Raw genomic sequence first — 16,238 nt, 5'->3', positions numbered from 1 at the left:
GTGTTGCGTCAACTCGCTTGCTGTAGCGGCACGTCGCCGCCGGCCACGCCGCCTTCGATCCAAACAGCGGCAAATTCCGGCGGCAGCTTGGCGGGCTTCTCTTTCAGCGATCCGCAGACGATGGCGGTTTCAATCTCGCCGGCCTTGGCCAGCGTGAGCAGCATTCCCAAGAACTGGGCGCGAACTTGCGGCAGCAGCACATCGGCGCGATCAACCATGATCAGCTTCAGGCCGGCGAGCTTGCTGATGGCCAGGCCGATCAACGCGTCGCAACGCCACTTCTCCGATTCAGACAGCAGCACGTAATTGCGTCCGCCGGCGGTGATTGCCATGTCGGCGCCAATCGCGGTTTGCGGCCAGCCCGCGAGTCCCGACAAACGCTTCAAGCTGCTGTTGATAGGCTCCAGCGCACCGGCCAGGATCTCGCCGGGAATGCCATCGGGCGCCAATGCCTTTTCGATCAGCACCCAAGCGAGCACGTCGGCATGGTGGCCTGCCGCGTCATTTGCCTTTTTGTCGGCGTTGACCAGCATGTCGAGCCGGTCCTTGATCATGGTCGCCTTCGCTTCGGCGCGGGTGCGAATGTCGCGCTGCACTTGGATCGCGGCTTCACAACGCGTGATTTCGGCTTCGGATGAACTCCCGGGGGTAACGGCAATGTGCGCGGCCAAATCGCGTTGCGCGGCCAACGCCACATCGACGCGTAGACGATCATTGCCGCGGGTGTTCTCCAAGAGCTTGACCGCGTCCTTTGCCTTTTGAAGCTCGACTTGGGCTTCCGCAAGCTTTTTGGAATCGGCGGTTTTGCCCTTGAACACCTCAACGCGCAGGCCGATGACCTTCAACTTGACGTGGCAGGACGGACACTCGCACGGCGACTCGCCGTTGTAGGCCGTGACCGCGTCCCCCCACTCCTTCAGTTTCGGCTGCCATTCGGCCAGCGATTCTTCGGTGGCCACCAGCTTGGCGCGCTCCCGGTCCACCAATTTAGCTTTTACTTCGAGATCGGCTTTGCGCTTGTTCCAGGCATCAACCGCCCCAAGCCGACCCTTGAGTTCACCGAGGAACTGATTGCCACGGTCAATCTCGATAGCGGCTTTGCCCTGCGTAGCCTGTGCTTCGGCAAGATCTGCTTCGGTCACCTCCGGTACTCCCTCAGGCAGTTCCGGTACGGTGACGGTCCAGCCTTCGGCCTTCTCGCTGCCGTAGGCTTCGCCAGTGAGCGCCTTCCAGGCGCCGCGCGACTCGGCGGCGTATGTCTTGGCCTGATCCTGAGCGGAGGCGAAGCCACTCAGCAACAGCGGCTTGATCGCTTCAACCTTCTTGGCGTCGGCGCCGCGGGCAACCAGCTTTTCAGCTACGACCTGCGGTTTCGCGCTGGATTTGGTGAGGGCGAACAGCAGGCTGCGCTTCGCTTTGTCGTCCAGCTTCGCGAACGCGTCAGGGTTCAGCACGAACGGCAGATAGTCCTGACCGGCGATGTCGGTGCGCTCTGCCTTGCCACTCGGCAGCGTGATCGAGCTGGCGGCGCCGTCATGACCGATGATGATCTGGGCCTTCTTCTCGCCCTCGGTGACGAGCATCTTGTAGTCGCCCTTTTTGGCGACTCGGGCGCTTTCGCCCAAGGCCAGGCCAATGGCTTCTTTCAGGCTGGATTTGCCGGCGCCATTCAGGCCGCACACCATGGTAATGGGCGTGCTCAGGGTCAGATTAGCGCTGCGCAGGCCTTGGAAGTTCTCGACGTAGATGGATTCGATGTGCATGACTGGTCACTCCAGAACGAGGTCAGAGAGCTTCGCCTTGACCTGGTAGATGTTGTCGATGGACGCCTCGCCTTCGGAATGCAGAACGATCACGTCGTTGTCGATCAGACGCAGGATCAGGCTGGTGGCGGTGTCGCTGTCGATCGCCAGGCGGTGCTGGAGCCACGCGACATTGACGTTAGCGGCGTGCAGGACGATCAGCTGTGACGCGTCTTCGTAGGTGTACTCGCCGAACTCTTTCGGCGCGGCGCCGGCGATGTTGGCCAGGGGATCGACGAACTCGCCTACCTCGGCGAATTCAGGCCCGAGATTCTGGTCATCGTCCGTCCAGGTAGGTTCATCAGGGCCAGTTGGTTTATTCGGCTCGCTGATCACTTGGCGGCTGCCGTGCGAGTCCGGCGCACTCAGAACGCCGTCCTGCTCCATGGTTTCAAGCAGGCGGGTTGCGCGGTTGTACCCGATCTTAAATTTGCGCTGAACCGCCGACGGTGATGGTCGGCGGGTATCGATCACGAACTGAACTGCCTGTTGGTAAATCGGATCAGGGCCTTCGAACTCAGGCTCGTCGCGACTCGATGCCGCGTGATCAAACAGGCTGCCTGTCAGCTCGCTGGTGTGCAGGGGCAGGTCTGGCTGATCGCGATCCGGTTCAATGGAGTCGAGGCCCTCGTCGTAGTCGTTGGGCGCCATCACCAGCAGGCAAAGGCGACCGGCACTGTCGATCAGGTCATGTCGGTTAGGGTCTTTCGCGTCAACGATCGAGGTGAGCGTGAGCTGCTTCGAGTTGAACTTGACCTCTTTCATCGTCACTTCGATGGTCGAGACGTTGCGCGAGCTGATGATTGCGATGGCGTTATGCGCAGCGGCTTTTGCCTTGTCGGTAATACGCTCGATCACCTCTTGCTGCTGACCTTCGTTCAGCTTGCTGTACGGGGAGTGGATGTTCTTGAGTTCGAACAGCGCCGCGTCGACCAAGTCGCGCACCAACAGCCCGTGGGCGAAAATCGACGGTGGTACGTCATGCAGGCGAGCGCGTTCGATAGCGTCTTGATGTTCCGCTTTCATGGGCAATCCTCAGTATTTGGCGATGCGCTCAAGCTGCGTTTGCTGAGCGACGGACAGTTGGGTGCGCGGGCCGTAGCGTTTGAAGCTGGCCCGGATGTCTTCGGTGAAGGTGATTTCCCAAGCGCCGCTGGCATGCAGCTCAGCGGCAACGAGGATCGCGGCAAACTCTTCGACGGTGTCGTAGAGTTCATCTACGTTCTGGCTGGCCATGCCGGTCAGTCGAACTCAAGGCCAGAGGTGTCAGCGGGACCGGATTCATCGTCCGGTGCATCAACCGACGCACTTTCTGCATCTTTTGCCTCGGTTTTTGCATTTTCTGACGCGGTTTCTGCATTTTTTGCATCGGTTTTCGCGGTTTCTGAGGCCAGCTCGGCGCCCGTAATCTCGCCGGTTTCCTTGTTGACGACAGGTGCTGTGACCATTTGCAGATCCGCTAGCCCGATTGAGTAGCTGCCGTCAGCAGTTCGCTGAGCGTCGAAGGTGTCGCGGGCTTCCTCTTCAGTAATCAACCCCATGCCGATGTCAGGTGCGTAAGCGCGCTGCCAAAAGGCGGCGGCGCGATAGATGAACATCTGATCTTCCATCGTCAGCCACTTACTGCCGTTTTTGCTGGACCAGCCTTCGGCCTTGACCATCTTCCATGTCACCCAGATCCCATCCAGGCGTTCGCCGGTTTCCTTCTCGATCGCCCATGCGCGGCAACCGAAGTCGTCCTTGCCTTTCGTACCCTGCCACTCGTACCGCAACGTGCTATAGCGGCCGCAGGTGTTGACAGTTGCAATCAGAAACTTACTCGACCAACTGGGCGTGCCGTGCACCACGTACAGGTTTTGCATCACCATCAGGGGATTGGCACCAATGCGCTGGGCCATGTCCAAAGCGATCATGCAGTTGGGCAGGTTGCCCTGATACTGCTTTGGCACCAGGTTGGACTGGGTGAACGCATTGGCAATGCGCTGCATGAGCGCAAAGCCGTCCAGGTCGAAAAAGCTCATTGCTACGGCGCGCTCTTGTTTTGGCGACGCGACAGCACTGGTTTGCATAGCAGCAAGTGTTTGGGTCATTTCTGCACCTTCCGGGCTTCGTTGTAATCGGCTTCAGTGGCCACCGACACAAGGCGTCGGTCCTCAATCGGTTTGGTTGGGTTTTCGTGGAGCTTCACTTGGGCGCTGTAGAACTTGTCGCGGTCCCACACGCGGTGATGGCTGATGGTCGTTGCACGACGGCCAGTCGGGTCGGTCAGGCGGATGTACATGTCAGAGGACGTCATGAGGAACTCCGTTATTCGTGGTATGGGCAGGTGGACCAGCGCGGGCAATACTTCGCGCTGCACAGGAAGCTCTGAGGGTTGGGCGGGAACAGGCCGGTGCGGAACATCTCGGCGCCGATCTGGATCAGGCCGGGGAAGTCTTCGGTGCCGACCATCATCTGGCGGGCGCTTCGAATCTCGCCGATGCCAACCTCGGCTTTGCCCTTGGTTTTCAGCCCGATGATGTGGGCCGGTGCGGTGCAGGGCTCGCCGGTGGTGTGTTCTTCAAGAATTTCGTAGGTGCCGATCTGCGCCGCGTGGCCCTTGGTCTTCGCGACGCCTTCGCTGACGGCCGCGCCGCCAGTCTTCACGTCGGCAATGCCCTTGCCGTCGCCGGTCTTGCAGATTCGCGCCCGGTCGAGCTGGCCAGTCAGGCGAATGATCACGCCGCCGCCACAGTCGATTTCCAGCGGCGTAGCGGTGCGCTCGACAGCGACGTACTCGTAACGCGGGCTGATTTCGTTGCAGTACCTGGTGTGCAGCGGCAGCGCGATGCGCTCAGCCTCGGCCAACGTGAGGTTGTCAGCCTTCCAGTTCACTTCCCGGTCGGGGTTGCGCAGCGTGTGAATCAGCAGCTCGGCGGTGTCGAAAGCGCTCAGGTGGCTACCGTTGATGCGCGCCACGTCGAACGCGGCCGTGCTGGCGTGGATGGAGGTGCCAAGGTGGGCGCGGGGGCTGCTCGGGCTTTTGATCCCCAGCAGGTGGACGCCTTCCCACTTGTACGCGCAGTCGAACAGCGAGCCCCATGACGAGGCCCGGACGGTGGTGACGCTGCTCATGATTGCCCCCGTGCTTTCGCTATGACGGCTTTCGCGTCGTCCAGCGCGGCTTTGTACTTGTCGAGGCGGGCCGCGCCGAGTTCTGCCAGACCTACCAGGTTGGAGAGACTTTCCAGCAGCTCCGGAGCGGCGGCGATCAAATGCGCGTTGGCTTCGCATACCTGTGTGGGCTTGCCGACAGCAAAGTCCCACCCCATCCGCCACACCACGGCTGCAAGTTCGTCGTGGTTTTGTGCGTTGATGTAGACGGAAAGGCCTATTGACTCGCGGAAAGGTTCGCTAATGGACCAAGGGCCGGGAGTGTGCTTGTTCATAAATCACCTCGCGCCTTTGCAAGTGCCGCTTCTGCGACAGCCAACTGATCGGGGTAGAGGTCGTTCCAGTTTTGCTTGTAGGCCTTGCCCAGCAGTTGCTCCAGTGCGGCCAATAGCTCGGGGGCCGCTGCGATCAAGTGGGCATCGGGCTTCTCGTACACGAAGTCCACGACCTGCTCTTGGTCTTCGTTGAAGTCGATTGCATATCCAACTTGGCTAGGAAGGCCAAAGTTTGGTACTTCGCGAACAACCCATGGTCCGGGGGTGTGATTGCTCATGCTCTGGTCCTCGCTTTCTTGAAAGCCGCAGCCATTGCGCTGTTCGCGGCCAGGTCTTCGGTGCACAGCTTTGCGGCCAACGCGCATTCGTCCTGGTCAAACCAGCCGAAGTGGCATTTATCGACGGTGATTCCCATCTTTCCGGCCAACCACTGGTAAGCCAGTGACCGGCTGAACCCCCGCTGTTCCTTGAGCTTGTGGAAGATCGCCTTGCTGTCGTTGCGGTCTTTCCTGAGCGCAGCGGTGGCCAGCGTGCCGAGCGGAATATCCGTCGAAGGATGAAGGCCGACGTAGGCCTCGCCGTATTCGCGTCTGTAAATCCGGCTGTTGTTGATCAGCTCCACATGACCGCCGCAGTAACGGCAGTGAGTGGGCACCGGCAGAGGGTTCGTCACGCGCTTCAACGCGCGGCGGCTCACATGTGGCAATGGCTCAGGCGCAGGAATGCGCTCGGAGCTGTGAGCCCGAGGATCGATTGACATGGAAATTCCTATTGAGTGATGAGGCCGCCGAGCGCGGGGCCGAGAAGCGTGATGGTGATGAAGACGGCGCCGGTGATGAACGACGCCAGCCTGATGGCGCGACGGGTGGCCCGATGCCGCCCGGTCATGGCAGCTTCGCCATGATCGCCCCGCGGCGATACTCGATGCGTGTGCCGCGCGGCAGGTCGGTGACCAAAAAAAAGCCCCGATGATTCAGGGCCGTTGCAAGTTCTCTGCAGGTCTTGGCGGTGATCGTCATGACTGGGCCCCGTGGAGCTGGTGAAGTGAACTGAGTTTGCGAACCATTACAGCCGTGCGGATTGCGCGGCGGCGGGTCAGCACCGCATCTGACGCGAGCTGCTCGTAGGCTTCGAGCTGCTGCTCATCGATGAAGCCCTGCGCGTAGTTGGCCTGGATCATCCCTTGGCAGAACTCGCTGTTCGGGTAATCCGAAATCCGGATCCGCTCGATTTGCCGCTCGATCATGGTGACGGCGGTTTCGTGGTGGTTGCTCATGCTGCCCACCGTGCGCGCCGGTTGCGGCTATCGATCTCGAACCAAAGCGCCGTTTCGATCTGCGCTGTCAGCGCATCGATCTCTGGATGCTGGCAGGAAACGCGCTGCCGCTTGCCGTTGCGGTCGTAGGTGATGGCCGAGCAAACGCGAAACTCAATCTCGCGCTCGCCGTAGAAGTCGCGGTCGCTGTCCCATGTGTGCGGGCATGCCGGCTGGTTGATGCAATGGGTGACCTCAACGTCAAGGACGAACCCTTCAACGACAATTTCGAATTCCATGATTTGGCCTCAGTGAAACCGCATTGGTCAGGCGCCGGGCACCAGGGACCAAGCTGGGCGTGAAAAGCCAGTCCGGCACCTGCCAATGCGGTTTGTTGGGGGAGGGGAGGGTTCCGCATGTGCGGGCACTGATCCGTTCGTTTGGCTTTGGGTTGGCCTACCTCTCGGCCGATGCGCGGTGACATCGACGGCCAGTTGTCCGCTGCCTGCTCCGGATGTTGGGTCGCCGCCTTCAGGCTTACGGCGACACGCAGGTGAATCGCTTAATGGTGCATGGCTGCAAATTCTCCGTGCAGGGTGGTGAATCGTTGTTGGGTGCCCGGATATTTACCCACGCCGGGCCGTGCTAGCCTCATGGTCCCTACAACCGTTGAGGCAATACCGAATGGAAATCGCGCAACCGAAGTGCCCTGGCTGCGGAGCTGAAGGGCTGGACAAAATCGCTGCCGGGAAAGCACCGCACAAATCGAAAACCAATCAAACCCTTTTTCAAGTTTGCTTTTGCGCTGTATGCGGACACATACATGGTGTGTTCTCCGGCATCGTCACTGGCAGCGATGTTCCGGCTCCGAAGATTGATCAGTTTGGAATCCCAAAGTGATTCCGGTCGATTCGTTGACGATTTGAGCCATGCGGCGTCGCCGATCTAGCCGTTCAAGCAGCGGCTCAATCAGCCAGTAAACGAACCTGCAAAACAGTCGTCTCATCTCACTCTCCTGCTTTCCGCGTGGCCCTAATGCAGGGCCACCTGGAGAGCATCCGGCCCACACTCGGCGGGCCGGCATTCTCATTCTCGGGGGATCTTGAATCCCGACAGCTAACCGCGACGCAGACCACGTATGGCATACCCGTCCGTCAGCACTCTTTGATCCAGGGCCATCTACGCTGCTGGCCACGGGGTGAGGCGCCCCTGTACCGAACTTGAGGTGTTCGGCTCGCTACCTATGTTGCTGGCCGGTGGTGATCCGGCAGAGGGTCGAACTAAAGAACGTGGCTTTCGCCGTGTTTCGCTTGCGTTCGCACCAATACGTTTTGTATGTGGTTGGCGCTCAATCAAAAGTACAAAATGTATTTGTTGTGGTCAATACAAAACGTATTTTATTTTTTGCGATGCATGAAAAAGCCCGCTCATCTGGCGGGCTTCCTTTCAGCGCGGGAGGTCAGTCGTCTGTCGGAGGATCCCACGTGACGCGCACGCCGCCATCTTCTAGGCGTTCAGTGCGGACGGAATCGGCCTCGCTCATTTCGTCGATGAGCTGGTCCCATAGACCCTCGTCTTCATCGGGGGATCGATAGAGACAAACGGTTCGCTCAAGCTGCGCAGCGGGCGCCATGATTGCGCGCTGAATGCGATTGACGAGCGATTGGTAAGGGTTTGTTGCAGGCTTGCGTGATGTGGCAGACATCGAGATACCTCCTTGCGTTTACTGTATAAATAAACAGTATTTGAAGGGATCCAAGAATGCAATACTTAGGAGTACGAATGTACTCTTATGGCGGCGATAAAAACCCGGCATCATGGCCGGGTCGTCTAAATCGATACTTTGGCGACTAAAGTCCAGTCATTTTCGTGTCTACGACGCGCCCTAGAAATCGGCAATTGTGGTCGATTTCAATTGTCCGGTAGGTGTCGTTCAGCGGGCGCAAGTAGCGGTAGCCAGCGTCTTCAACGTACTGTTTGAAAGTTTTTTTACCAGTATCCAACATCTCAACGACGTAGTATTTGCCGTTGATAATCTCGGAATCAGGCTTCACCAAGATCAGCGAGCCCTCTGGGAATGAGGGATTCCCGTTGCTGGTCATTGAGTGCCCTTTCACGGTCAACCAGTACGCCTCGTAGCCCGCGTTCTCGGTCGATTCAATCCAAGCGTGTGTGCCGCCGATCCGGCTTGGAGCTTCGGTGACTTCTCCCGCTTCGACCCAACTGATCAGCGGATAGTCACGCGGCTCTCGAATAGGTTGGAGTGCTGGCCCGAGATTGCTCCCATCCTCCAAACCAGGGCTTATCGCGAGCGGTGGTAGGCCGACGATGTCGAGCATCTGATTGATATCGGTCAGACCAGGTTCACGACGTCCATTCAGCCAGTGGCCCACCGCGCCTTGGGTTTTCCCCATCCGCTCAGCGAGCTTCTCTTGCGTTATGTCCAGGCGAGCCATGGCATCGCGGACAGCTTTTATCCAATCAGTCATGTGCGAAATGCTACAGACCGTATTTTTTAACACAACGCACGTCATGTATTAATCTTTGCAGGCTATCAATACAAAATGTATTTTTGCCGAATCTATCCAGAGGAGGACCGCCATGAGCGCCTTGAAAGCCATCCGCAAGCAGGCGGGTGTGACTCAAACCCAACTGGCTGACCGCGTGGGACTGACCCAAGCCGCGATTGGCCACTACGAAACTGGCAGGCGAAAGCCGGGGCTCAGCGAGTGCCGCAAAATCGTGGCGGCGCTGAACGAACTGGGAGCCGCTTGCAGTCTGGCTGATGCATTTCCGGAACCAGAATCTGTAGAGCCTCTCACCAGGTCGGTGGCCTGACCATGACCACGCCCTCATTGAGCCCCGAAGTAGACGCAAGAGCACGGGAGTTCGAAGCCTTGGTCTTGAGTCGTCTCTTGTCCGCAGGACAGAAGGTTGTGGCCGACGCAATCGGGTTGAGTGAATCAACTGTCAGTCGCTGGAAAGAGGGCGACATCGAGCGCTGGTGCAAGGTACTTGCGTTGCTCGGCATCCAGCTCGTACCGCAGACGGCGGTGGTCGTGAATGCCTCCTACCTGCACTCCGTTGAAACGCTGGCTGAACTTGGCCTGAAGGCCGAGAAGAAGCGGCCTGGCCCGATAGGGTGGGATTGACGATGGCCGCGCTTCCATACATGCAGCTGTACGTTGCCGATTACCTCGCGGACACGATGCATCTGACCACCGAAGAACACGGCGCCTATCTGTTGCTGATCTTCAACTACTGGCAGACCGGCAAGCCGATTCCGAAGGGACGGCTTTCCCGGATTGCACGCGTTCCTGTCGATCGTTGGAAAGACATCGAGAGCGCACTGTCCGAGTTTTTCGAAGACGACGGCGAGCAGTGGATTCACCTCAGAATCGAGCGTGATATCGAAACGGTGACAACCAAACCTCGCGGTAAAAGTTTACCCGGTGGTGATTCGCTGACCGGTTACAAGGGCTACGTCTATTTCGTTACCGACCCATCTTCTGACTTGGTCAAAGTCGGCTATTCGAAGAACCCGTGGGCTCGTCTGAGTGAGCTTCGTCGTAGTCACGGCGTAGCACTTTCCGTAGTAGCTACGATAAAAACCGTAGAAAAGTCAGAGACGCCAGTTCACGTAGCGCTGACTGAATTTCACGCCGACGGTGAGTGGTTCCACAAAACTGACGCGATAAAAGGGCTGATTGAGGCCATTTCAGGCGGTGTAGTTACTACCGTAGATGAACTACGTAGCTACGTTGGCGACTACGGTAGTGCTACTACGTCTACTACAAATAAAGATACAGATACAGATATAAAAGAACACACACAACGCGTGCGCGAGCAAAGCGCTCCACCCCCCGACGATGATTCCGAGCGCCCCAAGTTCGCCATGACCGATGCGTGGGAGCCTGATCCTCGAACGTTCACTGCTGTCCTGACCCGCAATGGTCTTGCAGGACAAACCTTCCGCGCTGACCAGCTTCTTGAATTCCGCTCGTACTGGATCAGTCGCCCCAGCGACCTCAAGACCCAGGCGCAGTGGGAGCACAAGCTCGCCCAGCAACTGAAACACCAACACGTCAAAAACCAATCCGGAGGCCTTGGCCATGAAGCCAGTGGACGATCTGCTCGAAGCCGCACGCGCAACGCTCATGACATCCTCACAGACACATCTTGGTGAGCCGGTGCCGGAGAACGTCACGCCGCTTGAGACCCAAGCGCGTCAGGCCGTGCGGCGCGTGTTCGCCACTTTGAAAACCGCGTTCCCGGCTTGGTACGAGAAGCACTACGGCGACCAAAAAGCCGAGCAGATGGCTCGACGCGTTTGGCTGTCGGTGATCAAGGATTTTGGCGATGAGGCGATCAATCGCGGCCTGCACCGGATGGTGCAGGAATGCAAATTCCCACCGGCACCCAGCGACTTCGCAGACATGTGCAAGCGCGTCGACGATCTGCCAACCACCGGCGAAGCGTGGGACCAAGCGTTGACCGGCAAGTACCTGCACGAAGCGGTGCGCGTGGCTGCAATCGCCACCAGCACATTCGACCTGAAAACCGCCAAACAAGGCGACAAAGCGCTGTTCCAGCGGTTCGAGCGCAACTACGCAATCGTCTTGCGCCGCGCCCAGACCGGCCAGCCGCTGACAGGACACATCGCCATTGGCATCGGCAACGACGCCGCCCGCCCGCGTGAGCAGATCCAGCTGGAGCACTCGCACAAGCTCGCCGAAATGGTGATCCACGACCTGCAGATCCCGACCGACCCCAAAGCCGCCCGCGCAATGCTGCTCAAGCAGCTGCACATCCGGAGAGACCCACATGCGTGACTTGGTGAAACGAATCGTCACCGTGCTGGAGCGCGCCTACCAGAAACCCGTAACACCGGCCGAATACCAGGTGACGCTGCCATGATCGATTTCACACCGGTGAATTTTGTTGTGCCGGGCCAACCAGTCGGTAAGGGGCGGCACAAGTCCTCATCCCGTGTCGTCAATGGGAAAGTGTTCACCCGTCAATACACACCAGAGAAAACCGCGAACTACGAGTCGCTCATCGCAATCACCGCACAGCAGGCCATGGCCGGACGCGCACTCATCGCTGGGCCTGTGCTGGTCGAGATGAAAATCATCGTCGCCGTGGCCGCGTCCTGGTCGAAGAAGAAAACCGCGATGGCGCTCGCCGGCACCGTCATGCCGACCAAGAAACCGGACGTTGATAATGTTGAGAAAGCAATTTTCGACGGCATGAACGGTGTGGTGTGGGTCGACGATGTACAGGTCGTCAATGTCAGCAAGAGCAAGCGTTTCGGTGAAACACCAGGTGTGTCCGTGCGCGTCGTCCCGTTGATGGGCGAATCGTCGTGATCTACACAAAACTACGCAGGGGGGAGCCAGCGTGAATTTGAACTCAGCCAGGCAGGTTTGGCATGACTGCGGGTACAACCCGTTTCGAAGTAGCTTGGTCGGACTGGAGGAACGTTGCCTGCTCGGCACGGCGGTTCAGATCACCGACCGGGGAGTGACCGCAGACCTCGCCGCACATAGCACGTTGGCGGGCTGGTTTCAGTCGGTCATCGACAAGATCCATCCACAGGTTCGCGTCTTCGGGGATTTCATGTACGCGGCCCAGCGCGACGAGGACATCCGAGAGGCGGCGGAGGAGGTGGTTTACGGCATGACCCTGTCGAAGATGCCGCGCATGACGGCCTTAAAGAAGGCCAAGGCGGTGTTCGTGGCAAAGGGGGTGATGTACCGCTACCAGCACATGCACCAGGGCGGGCAGTCCGCGAACCCTGATCCGTTGGCCAAGCCGGAGACTTTCCGGGCGTGGCTGTTTGATCACTACGGGGTAAGGATTGAATCGGTTCGCTGGGCGCGGGAATGGGAGGGATTTATCAAGACTTGCTTCGAGTGCTGCGAGGATCTTGACCGCATGGCACTGAGCCCGGTTGCTGGGCTGATTTACGAGATGAAAACAGCCGCTTGACTTCCCGCTCGGCTAGCGACATCATTTTCCCATATTGCGAAGTTGCACCTGAATACGAAAACCCGGCCAAAAGCCGGGTTTTTTGTTGCCCGCGAGAAACAAAAAAGCCCCGACATGATCGGGGCTTTTTCATTTGTGCGGGAAAAGAGAGGGCGACTCCAGAGGGTGCGGACACACCCAAAAGAGTCACCAGATCGCAGAACCAGCCTGCAAGCCAGCCAAGGCCCTCACTGCTCGCGCGAGCGGGGCGGAGCCTAGCAGAAAACCAAAAGGCTTTGCAGATGTTAAAAGATTGCAGATGTGGAAAGTGCAAAAGACTTCTCGCCCGAATCGGTGAGATGACCGAGCTCCAGATCAAGTGTTCCCGATGCGGGACGTTGAATCATGTGAGGGCCAAGAGCCCCGAGCCATCGCCTTTGAGCGACATGAATGCGGAGTCCTCCGTGAAAAATCATTCGTATTAAGGTGAATTTATGTCCGGCTATCCAAATCCGGTACCCTTCACAAACAGCGGCGCGTCAATGCTGCCGCCCCTCACGTCGCTTCGACCGAATCAATACATCCAGTCACCAAACCGCCGGTATCGAGCTGTTCTACAGGATGATGGCAACTTCGTGCTGTACGATTACCCAGCGGGCAAGGCTCTGTGGGTGGGCGATTCAAGTAGCCCATATGGCTCGGTCGTAACCTTGGGTCCTTACGGTATCGCTGAAGTATTCACTGACCGAGTGCTTTACGTGAACAACCGCCCGAAATCGTTCCAGTGGTACTCGACCATCACGGCAGGCACTCTCTACGAAGGGCAGGACAAGCGTGTCCACCTTTCGGTACAGGATGACGGAAACTTGGTGCTCCTCGACATCATCGCTCTGTGGGCCTACAACACCAATATTCCACTGACTCCGAGCGTTGGCGATGCGAATGTGATCGGTCCTGGTGTCGATCTGGAAAGGGGCAAACGGTACAACGCGGGCAATTACTTCCTGATCTTCCAGGACGATGGCAACCTGGTTGTTTATCGCAATGACGGTTTCGTCATGTGGCACACCGCTACGGGTAGCAAAGGTGCTGCGCGAGCGACGATGCAGACAGACGGCAATTTTGTCATCTTCGATGCTAATGGTTCCGCACTGTGGAATAGCGGTACCTACAATAATCCCGGTGCATTTGCTCAAATCCAGTCGAATGGCAACTTCGTCATTTGCAAAGGTGTGACTCTCTGGGCCCGCTTCGGCTTCACGCCGCAACTTCCTCGACCACCCCGGGTAGTGTTCTACCCTGATCACACTGACCCGCTTGAGAACGGTACTAATCCGTTCCCAACCTACGGCCACATCGGGTACGAGTTCTAGTCGAAAGCGCTGAAATAGGTTCGGCCTTACTAGGCCGAGCCTTTCGTATTGCCGACAGGGCACGCGAATCCTGTGAAGGCCTTGAGCCTCAACCTATCGCCATGAGCGACATGAAAGCGGCTAAAGCCGCATATCCAACTCATTCGACTCAGTAGGCAGGTTTAAAGATGGCTAACTTCAACAGCGTTAAAGATTTTGGAGCAGTTGGCGATGGCATTGCGGACGATACCGCCGCGTGTCAAGCATGTATCAATACGGGCTTGGATGTCTTTTTCCCGGAAGGGAAATACAAGGTTTCCACCCTGACGCTAAAAAACCAATTCCAAGGTGCCTTCGGTATCGCACCGAATAAAAGCGTGATCGTCGGTACAGCAAGCGGCACGGCAGTATTGAACACCACGCAATTCTTTCAAGGGACTATTAAGGACCTCGGTATCACCCGTCCTTCACCCGTAGCCTTCCAATCGGGTAGCCACGGTTTGCACGTACAGGACCAAGGGTATGTCTCTACGCTCCAGAACCTGCGGGTTTCCAACTGCGATGACGGTATCTACGTGGGGCTCACTGCAGGTGCTTGGGTAGTCAATTGCTTCGCAGAGCAGAATGCGGGCGCAGGCTTCCATTTGGATGCGCCAAACCTTTTGGTCACAGGTTGCTACGCGAACAGCAACAAATATGGCTACTGGGCAACCAACAACAACGCTGGCGGTTATTTCTACGATTGCACTGGCTATAACAACACAACCAACAACCTGCGCATCGAAGGCTCAGCTTCGTTGACGATGAATGATGTGTTTATGCGGGGGTTCGTATCCTCGTACAGCAACAGCCACGGTGTATACATCGACTCCAATGGTCGCAACATCACCTTTCAAGACGGCTTTGTTGAGTATGCGGGCACCAACCCGTCGACCGGCACGATTGTCGATCAAGGTGCCATCGGTGTTTTCGTCACGGCCAATAACACGAACGTAAATATCAGCAACTCGATCATTTATGCAAACGCCTACAACGGCATGCTGATCAACTGCAACGAATTCAAAGTGACAGGCTGTCAGATGGCAACTAACAACCTTGCCAACAACGGCGGGGTTGGGTTGTATGTGAACGGGACACACGACTTCATCATCGAAGGTAACGATCTGGGCGGCAAAGGCTCGAACGGCACCAACAGTTATGGATTGGGTATCGGAAGCGCCAACCTCACTCGCGCCGTAGTATCGAACAACCTGGTAGGGGGGCGTGTCGGCGGTATCTACCGTGGTGGCGGTCCTATCAATGGTGTGGATACGATTTTCAGCAACAACGCCGGGGACAGCATCCAGGCAATCACGCCGGCGTTGCCTGGCAACTCAGTACGCATCACAAACACTCAAGGTTTCGACGTAAACGTCTACATCTCGGGTGGGAATGCTGCGGTATACATCAACGAAGAAGCCACTGGCCTGAGTACTGGCACGTTCACTTTGAGGGCCGGATCGACAATGGTCATGTTCTACAGCGTCGCCCCGACCTGGCACTGGATGCGTTCTTGATGAGTGTCCGTTGACTGGGCTTCGGCTTTCGCAAAGCCTTTCCCTGTGAGTATCACAGCCCGACCGAAAGGTCGGGTTTTTGTTTTCTGTGTCAGCCATCAATTGGCAGATTTGTTCCGGCTTAAACCAAGGACCTTCCATGTTCGAGACCTTGCCAACAACGCTGTCAGGCTGGCTCGGCTGGGTGGCTGCTGCTGGCGTGACAGCCGTTCTCTATTTCCCCAAGGCTTGGTCGGAGCGCCGTGGCGACAACCGCGAGATCGACCGCCTGGTAGCCGCGCTCGCCGAAGAGCGAGCGTTACGAAAAGACGTCGAAAGCCAACGCGACGCAGAGCGGGAGCAAAACAACGCGCTGATCCGCGAGTTCTCCGACATCAAGGCGGAAAACGCAAAGATGACATTGCAGATCAGCTATCTGACCGACGAGATCGCGAGTCTGAAAGCGCAAATTCAGACGCAGATCCAATCGAGGATTGCCCCATGAGTGACGAAGAACTGAAACGCCGCCAAGGTCGCGGCAGGAGATTCTGGGACCATCACGGCAGTTGGCTGCTGCTGTGCTTTGTCGGCATCTGCTGCTTCATGGCGGGTAGCGCGTTCAATGCTGCCAGTACGGCGCAGACGGTGAAGGTGTTGGTCGATTCCCACGAACGACAGGACGCTATCCGCATAGCACGTATCCGCGAGCTAAATCAGTCGAACATCGACTTGATTCGCGGTGTTACTCCCAAGGTCCAGGCCGCTGCTGAGAAAGCCGACCAAGCAGCGCAAAAAGCCACGGAAGCGGTCGAAAAGGCAACCGGGACGAATTAAGGTTTTCGGCGGCACCCATATGTCGCAATTAAGCAATTTTACGTCGCATTATTTCTGACTTG

At 57.7% G+C, this 16,238-nt stretch carries 25 protein-coding genes; 11 read left to right on the top strand and 14 right to left on the bottom strand.

Annotated elements, in window-relative coordinates; all coding sequences use genetic code 11:
- Window positions 1-8: 8 nt before the first annotated feature.
- The 14 genes from AAEO81_RS22840 to AAEO81_RS22775 form a co-directional block, all read right to left on the bottom strand.
- Window positions 9-1,763 carry an AAA family ATPase gene (locus AAEO81_RS22840; RefSeq protein WP_341959252.1) on the bottom strand — a complete coding sequence of 585 codons (1,755 nt, stop codon included), beginning with the start codon at window positions 1,761-1,763 and terminating at the stop codon, window positions 9-11.
- A gap of 6 nt (window positions 1,764-1,769) precedes the next feature.
- Window positions 1,770-2,828: a DNA translocase FtsK gene (locus AAEO81_RS22835; protein ID WP_341959250.1), complete on the bottom strand. Its 1,059-nt coding sequence runs from the start codon at window positions 2,826-2,828 to the stop codon at window positions 1,770-1,772.
- A 9-nt stretch (window positions 2,829-2,837) separates the two neighbouring features.
- Window positions 2,838-3,038 (bottom strand): hypothetical protein, encoded by a 201-nt coding sequence (locus tag AAEO81_RS22830; RefSeq protein WP_341959249.1) that lies wholly within the window; start codon window positions 3,036-3,038, stop codon window positions 2,838-2,840.
- A 5-nt stretch (window positions 3,039-3,043) separates the two neighbouring features.
- Window positions 3,044-3,892: a hypothetical protein gene (locus AAEO81_RS22825; protein ID WP_341959247.1), complete on the bottom strand. Its 849-nt coding sequence runs from the start codon at window positions 3,890-3,892 to the stop codon at window positions 3,044-3,046.
- Window positions 3,889-4,098 carry a hypothetical protein gene (locus AAEO81_RS22820; protein ID WP_341959245.1) on the bottom strand — a complete coding sequence of 70 codons (210 nt, stop codon included), beginning with the start codon at window positions 4,096-4,098 and terminating at the stop codon, window positions 3,889-3,891. Before AAEO81_RS22820 ends, AAEO81_RS22825 begins: the two co-directional genes overlap by 4 nt.
- 11 nt (window positions 4,099-4,109) lie before the next feature.
- Window positions 4,110-4,916 carry a PD-(D/E)XK nuclease family protein gene (locus AAEO81_RS22815; protein WP_341959243.1) on the bottom strand — a complete coding sequence of 269 codons (807 nt, stop codon included), beginning with the start codon at window positions 4,914-4,916 and terminating at the stop codon, window positions 4,110-4,112.
- A complete protein-coding gene (locus AAEO81_RS22810) occupies window positions 4,913-5,230 on the bottom strand; it encodes a hypothetical protein (protein WP_341959241.1) in 318 nt (105 codons plus the stop codon). The genes AAEO81_RS22815 and AAEO81_RS22810 overlap by 4 nt, the downstream gene beginning before the upstream one ends.
- A complete protein-coding gene (locus AAEO81_RS22805) occupies window positions 5,227-5,508 on the bottom strand; it encodes a hypothetical protein (RefSeq protein WP_341959239.1) in 282 nt (93 codons plus the stop codon). The genes AAEO81_RS22810 and AAEO81_RS22805 overlap by 4 nt, the downstream gene beginning before the upstream one ends.
- On the bottom strand, window positions 5,505-5,990 hold the full coding sequence (locus AAEO81_RS22800; protein WP_341959237.1) for a zinc-finger-containing protein: 486 nt from the start codon (window positions 5,988-5,990) through the stop codon (window positions 5,505-5,507). Before AAEO81_RS22800 ends, AAEO81_RS22805 begins: the two co-directional genes overlap by 4 nt.
- Window positions 5,991-6,114: 124 nt before the next feature.
- A complete protein-coding gene (locus AAEO81_RS22795; RefSeq protein ID WP_341959235.1) occupies window positions 6,115-6,249 on the bottom strand; it encodes a hypothetical protein in 135 nt (44 codons plus the stop codon).
- Window positions 6,246-6,506, bottom strand: coding sequence for a hypothetical protein (locus tag AAEO81_RS22790; protein WP_341959233.1), 261 nt, complete (start codon window positions 6,504-6,506; stop codon window positions 6,246-6,248). Before AAEO81_RS22790 ends, AAEO81_RS22795 begins: the two co-directional genes overlap by 4 nt.
- Window positions 6,503-6,784, bottom strand: a complete 282-nt coding sequence (locus AAEO81_RS22785) for a hypothetical protein (protein WP_341959231.1) — start codon at window positions 6,782-6,784, stop codon at window positions 6,503-6,505. The genes AAEO81_RS22790 and AAEO81_RS22785 overlap by 4 nt, the downstream gene beginning before the upstream one ends.
- A gap of 1,160 nt (window positions 6,785-7,944) precedes the next feature.
- Window positions 7,945-8,190, bottom strand: coding sequence for a DUF1654 domain-containing protein (locus AAEO81_RS22780; RefSeq protein ID WP_341959229.1), 246 nt, complete (start codon window positions 8,188-8,190; stop codon window positions 7,945-7,947).
- Between the two features lie 145 nt (window positions 8,191-8,335).
- On the bottom strand, window positions 8,336-8,974 hold the full coding sequence (locus AAEO81_RS22775) for an XRE family transcriptional regulator (RefSeq protein WP_341959227.1): 639 nt from the start codon (window positions 8,972-8,974) through the stop codon (window positions 8,336-8,338).
- 112 nt (window positions 8,975-9,086) lie between these two features.
- Here AAEO81_RS22775 and AAEO81_RS22770 point away from each other — a divergent pair, with 112 nt between their 5' ends.
- The 11 genes from AAEO81_RS22770 to AAEO81_RS22720 all read left to right on the top strand — a co-directional run bounded on the left by AAEO81_RS22770 (window position 9,087) and on the right by AAEO81_RS22720 (window position 16,176).
- Window positions 9,087-9,323 carry a helix-turn-helix transcriptional regulator gene (locus AAEO81_RS22770; RefSeq protein WP_341959225.1) on the top strand — a complete coding sequence of 79 codons (237 nt, stop codon included), beginning with the start codon at window positions 9,087-9,089 and terminating at the stop codon, window positions 9,321-9,323.
- A gap of 2 nt (window positions 9,324-9,325) precedes the next feature.
- A complete protein-coding gene (locus AAEO81_RS22765; protein WP_341959222.1) occupies window positions 9,326-9,637 on the top strand; it encodes a CII family transcriptional regulator in 312 nt (103 codons plus the stop codon).
- 2 nt (window positions 9,638-9,639) lie between these two features.
- Complete coding sequence (locus tag AAEO81_RS22760; RefSeq protein WP_341959220.1) at window positions 9,640-10,671, top strand: DUF1376 domain-containing protein; 1,032 nt, start codon at window positions 9,640-9,642, stop codon at window positions 10,669-10,671.
- A complete protein-coding gene (locus tag AAEO81_RS22755; protein WP_341959219.1) occupies window positions 10,643-11,317 on the top strand; it encodes a replication protein P in 675 nt (224 codons plus the stop codon). Before AAEO81_RS22760 ends, AAEO81_RS22755 begins: the two co-directional genes overlap by 29 nt.
- Before the next feature lie 81 nt (window positions 11,318-11,398).
- Window positions 11,399-11,854, top strand: coding sequence for a RusA family crossover junction endodeoxyribonuclease (locus tag AAEO81_RS22750; protein ID WP_341959217.1), 456 nt, complete (start codon window positions 11,399-11,401; stop codon window positions 11,852-11,854).
- 31 nt (window positions 11,855-11,885) lie between these two features.
- The gene (locus AAEO81_RS22745; protein ID WP_341959216.1) at window positions 11,886-12,476 is read left to right on the top strand and encodes a hypothetical protein; all 591 of its coding nucleotides are present in this window, start codon (window positions 11,886-11,888) and stop codon (window positions 12,474-12,476) included.
- Between the two features lie 275 nt (window positions 12,477-12,751).
- Window positions 12,752-12,940: a Com family DNA-binding transcriptional regulator gene (locus AAEO81_RS22740; protein WP_341964602.1), complete on the top strand. Its 189-nt coding sequence runs from the start codon at window positions 12,752-12,754 to the stop codon at window positions 12,938-12,940.
- Between the two features lie 9 nt (window positions 12,941-12,949).
- Window positions 12,950-13,828, top strand: coding sequence for a putidacin L1 family lectin-like bacteriocin (locus AAEO81_RS22735; RefSeq protein ID WP_341959213.1), 879 nt, complete (start codon window positions 12,950-12,952; stop codon window positions 13,826-13,828).
- A gap of 167 nt (window positions 13,829-13,995) precedes the next feature.
- Window positions 13,996-15,363: a glycosyl hydrolase family 28-related protein gene (locus AAEO81_RS22730; RefSeq protein ID WP_341959212.1), complete on the top strand. Its 1,368-nt coding sequence runs from the start codon at window positions 13,996-13,998 to the stop codon at window positions 15,361-15,363.
- Window positions 15,364-15,502: 139 nt separating this feature from the next.
- On the top strand, window positions 15,503-15,847 hold the full coding sequence (locus AAEO81_RS22725) for a hypothetical protein (RefSeq protein ID WP_341959210.1): 345 nt from the start codon (window positions 15,503-15,505) through the stop codon (window positions 15,845-15,847).
- Window positions 15,844-16,176 (top strand): hypothetical protein, encoded by a 333-nt coding sequence (locus AAEO81_RS22720; protein WP_341959208.1) that lies wholly within the window; start codon window positions 15,844-15,846, stop codon window positions 16,174-16,176. The genes AAEO81_RS22725 and AAEO81_RS22720 overlap by 4 nt, the downstream gene beginning before the upstream one ends.
- The last annotated feature ends 62 nt before the right edge of the window (window positions 16,177-16,238 follow it).

The organism is Pseudomonas sp. RC10, assembly GCF_038397775.1.
Taxonomy (GTDB): domain Bacteria; phylum Pseudomonadota; class Gammaproteobacteria; order Pseudomonadales; family Pseudomonadaceae; genus Aquipseudomonas; species Aquipseudomonas bambusae.
Note: the sequence above shows the minus strand (reverse complement) of the source record. Positions and strands in the feature narration are given on the sequence as shown.

What these genes read in the sequence shown, in the direction of transcription:
- AAEO81_RS22840 (WP_341959252.1), bottom strand. Translation starts at nt 1,763, where the DNA reads ATGCACATCGAATCCATCTACGTCGAGAACTTCCAAGGCCTGCGCAGC.
- AAEO81_RS22835 (WP_341959250.1), bottom strand. Translation starts at nt 2,828, where the DNA reads ATGAAAGCGGAACATCAAGACGCTATCGAACGCGCTCGCCTGCATGAC.
- AAEO81_RS22830 (WP_341959249.1), bottom strand. Translation starts at nt 3,038, where the DNA reads ATGGCCAGCCAGAACGTAGATGAACTCTACGACACCGTCGAAGAGTTT.
- AAEO81_RS22825 (WP_341959247.1), bottom strand. Translation starts at nt 3,892, where the DNA reads ATGACCCAAACACTTGCTGCTATGCAAACCAGTGCTGTCGCGTCGCCA.
- AAEO81_RS22820 (WP_341959245.1), bottom strand. Translation starts at nt 4,098, where the DNA reads ATGACGTCCTCTGACATGTACATCCGCCTGACCGACCCGACTGGCCGT.
- AAEO81_RS22815 (WP_341959243.1), bottom strand. Translation starts at nt 4,916, where the DNA reads ATGAGCAGCGTCACCACCGTCCGGGCCTCGTCATGGGGCTCGCTGTTC.
- AAEO81_RS22810 (WP_341959241.1), bottom strand. Translation starts at nt 5,230, where the DNA reads ATGAACAAGCACACTCCCGGCCCTTGGTCCATTAGCGAACCTTTCCGC.
- AAEO81_RS22805 (WP_341959239.1), bottom strand. Translation starts at nt 5,508, where the DNA reads ATGAGCAATCACACCCCCGGACCATGGGTTGTTCGCGAAGTACCAAAC.
- AAEO81_RS22800 (WP_341959237.1), bottom strand. Translation starts at nt 5,990, where the DNA reads ATGTCAATCGATCCTCGGGCTCACAGCTCCGAGCGCATTCCTGCGCCT.
- AAEO81_RS22795 (WP_341959235.1), bottom strand. Translation starts at nt 6,249, where the DNA reads ATGACGATCACCGCCAAGACCTGCAGAGAACTTGCAACGGCCCTGAAT.
- AAEO81_RS22790 (WP_341959233.1), bottom strand. Translation starts at nt 6,506, where the DNA reads ATGAGCAACCACCACGAAACCGCCGTCACCATGATCGAGCGGCAAATC.
- AAEO81_RS22785 (WP_341959231.1), bottom strand. Translation starts at nt 6,784, where the DNA reads ATGGAATTCGAAATTGTCGTTGAAGGGTTCGTCCTTGACGTTGAGGTC.
- AAEO81_RS22780 (WP_341959229.1), bottom strand. Translation starts at nt 8,190, where the DNA reads ATGTCTGCCACATCACGCAAGCCTGCAACAAACCCTTACCAATCGCTC.
- AAEO81_RS22775 (WP_341959227.1), bottom strand. Translation starts at nt 8,974, where the DNA reads ATGACTGATTGGATAAAAGCTGTCCGCGATGCCATGGCTCGCCTGGAC.
- AAEO81_RS22770 (WP_341959225.1), top strand. Translation starts at nt 9,087, where the DNA reads ATGAGCGCCTTGAAAGCCATCCGCAAGCAGGCGGGTGTGACTCAAACC.
- AAEO81_RS22765 (WP_341959222.1), top strand. Translation starts at nt 9,326, where the DNA reads ATGACCACGCCCTCATTGAGCCCCGAAGTAGACGCAAGAGCACGGGAG.
- AAEO81_RS22760 (WP_341959220.1), top strand. Translation starts at nt 9,640, where the DNA reads ATGGCCGCGCTTCCATACATGCAGCTGTACGTTGCCGATTACCTCGCG.
- AAEO81_RS22755 (WP_341959219.1), top strand. Translation starts at nt 10,643, where the DNA reads ATGACATCCTCACAGACACATCTTGGTGAGCCGGTGCCGGAGAACGTC.
- AAEO81_RS22750 (WP_341959217.1), top strand. Translation starts at nt 11,399, where the DNA reads ATGATCGATTTCACACCGGTGAATTTTGTTGTGCCGGGCCAACCAGTC.
- AAEO81_RS22735 (WP_341959213.1), top strand. Translation starts at nt 12,950, where the DNA reads ATGTCCGGCTATCCAAATCCGGTACCCTTCACAAACAGCGGCGCGTCA.
- AAEO81_RS22730 (WP_341959212.1), top strand. Translation starts at nt 13,996, where the DNA reads ATGGCTAACTTCAACAGCGTTAAAGATTTTGGAGCAGTTGGCGATGGC.
- AAEO81_RS22725 (WP_341959210.1), top strand. Translation starts at nt 15,503, where the DNA reads ATGTTCGAGACCTTGCCAACAACGCTGTCAGGCTGGCTCGGCTGGGTG.
- AAEO81_RS22720 (WP_341959208.1), top strand. Translation starts at nt 15,844, where the DNA reads ATGAGTGACGAAGAACTGAAACGCCGCCAAGGTCGCGGCAGGAGATTC.